We start from the raw sequence: 1,502 nt of genomic DNA on the forward strand, positions 1-1,502 counted from the left end.
GGCGCGGTATCCGGTGGATGCGGTGGTGCATGCGGCGGGTGTGCTGGACGACGGTGTGATCGACGCGTTGACGCCGGAGCGGTTCGCGGCGGTGTTGTGGGCGAAGGCGCTGGGCGCGTTGAACCTGGACGACCTCACCCGCGACCGCGACCTGGACGCCTTCGTCCTCTTCTCGTCCTTCGCGGGCAGCATCGGAGCGGCAGGCCAGGGCAACTACGCGGCGGCCAACGCCTTCCTCGACACGCTGGCCCAGCGGCGCCGGGCGGCAGGACTGCCCGCCACCTCGATCGCCTGGGGTCCGTGGGCCGACGGCGGCATGGCCGACGAGACCCGCTCCGCCTCGCGGATGCGGCGGGGCGGCGTGCTTCCCCTGAACGCCGAAGCCGCCACGAACGTCCTCGCTCGCGCGGCCGCGTCCGACACGCCCGCCGTCGTCGTCGCCGACCTCGACTGGGCGGACTTCGCTCCCGCCCTCACCCTGACCCGCCCGAACCCGCTGATCGCCTCGCTGCCCGAGGCACGCGCGGCCCTGGAAGCCGCCGCCACGGGGGTCGGCCGCACCGCCGTCGACGACCACGCCGGGCTGCTCGGCCGGCTGAGCGGGCTCAGCCGCGCCGAACAGGACCGCGTTCTGCTGGAGACCGTGCAGTCCTGCGCCGCCGCTGTGCTCGGCTACGCGGGGGCCGCGGCCGTCCCGGCCGAGCGTGCCTTCCGCGACCTCGGCGTCGACTCCCTCATCGCGGTCGAACTCCGCAACGGCCTCACCGCACTGACGGGTGTCACCGGCCTGGCCACGACAGTGGTGTTCGACTGCCCGACGCCGACGGCACTCGCGCGGCACCTGCGGGGGTTGCTGCTGGGCGATGCGCCGGGTGCGGAGCCCGTCGTGCCGGCCGTGGGGGGTGCGGTCGCCGGTGACGATCCGGTGGTGATCGTCGGGATGGCGTGCCGGTTCCCGGGTGGTGTGGGGGATCCGGAGGGGCTGTGGCGGCTGCTGTCCGAGGGCGACGACGCGGTGGGCCCGTTCCCCGCCGACCGAGGGTGGGACCTGGCCACCCTGTACGACCCCGACGCCGAACGCAGGGGCACGACTTATGTGGACGTGGGTGCGTTTCTCGACGGTGCGGGTGCTTTTGACGCGGGGTTCTTCGGGATGAGTCCGCGGGAGGCGTTGGCGACGGATCCGCAGCAGCGGTTGTTGTTGGAGACGTCGTGGGAGGCGTTGGAGCGGGCGGGGATTGCCGCGGGTGGGTTGCGGGGGAGTCGGACGGGGGTGTTCGCGGGGACGAACGGTCAGGATTACACGGGTCTGCTGCTGGCCTCGGGTGAGGATTTCGAGGGGCATGTGGGGACGGGGAACGCGGCGTCGGTGTTGTCGGGGCGGGTGTCGTACGTGCTGGGTCTGGAGGGTCCGGCGGTGACGGTGGACACGGCGTGTTCGTCGTCGTTGGTGGCGTTGCATCTGGCGGTGCAGTCGTTGCGTGCGGGTGAGTGTGATCTGG

Annotated in this window: 1 protein-coding gene; it reads left to right on the forward strand. The window is 72.7% G+C overall.

All coding sequences use genetic code 11. From position 1 onward, the window contains the following. Window positions 1–22: 22 nt before the first annotated feature. Window positions 23–1,502, forward strand: a 1,480-nt coding sequence (locus IE239_RS41365) for a beta-ketoacyl synthase N-terminal-like domain-containing protein (RefSeq protein ID WP_308435471.1), incomplete at its 3' end; no start/stop codon positions are given.

Origin of the sequence: Streptomyces humidus (assembly GCF_014649655.1) — a bacterium.
GTDB lineage: Bacteria > Actinomycetota > Actinomycetes > Streptomycetales > Streptomycetaceae > Streptomyces > Streptomyces humidus.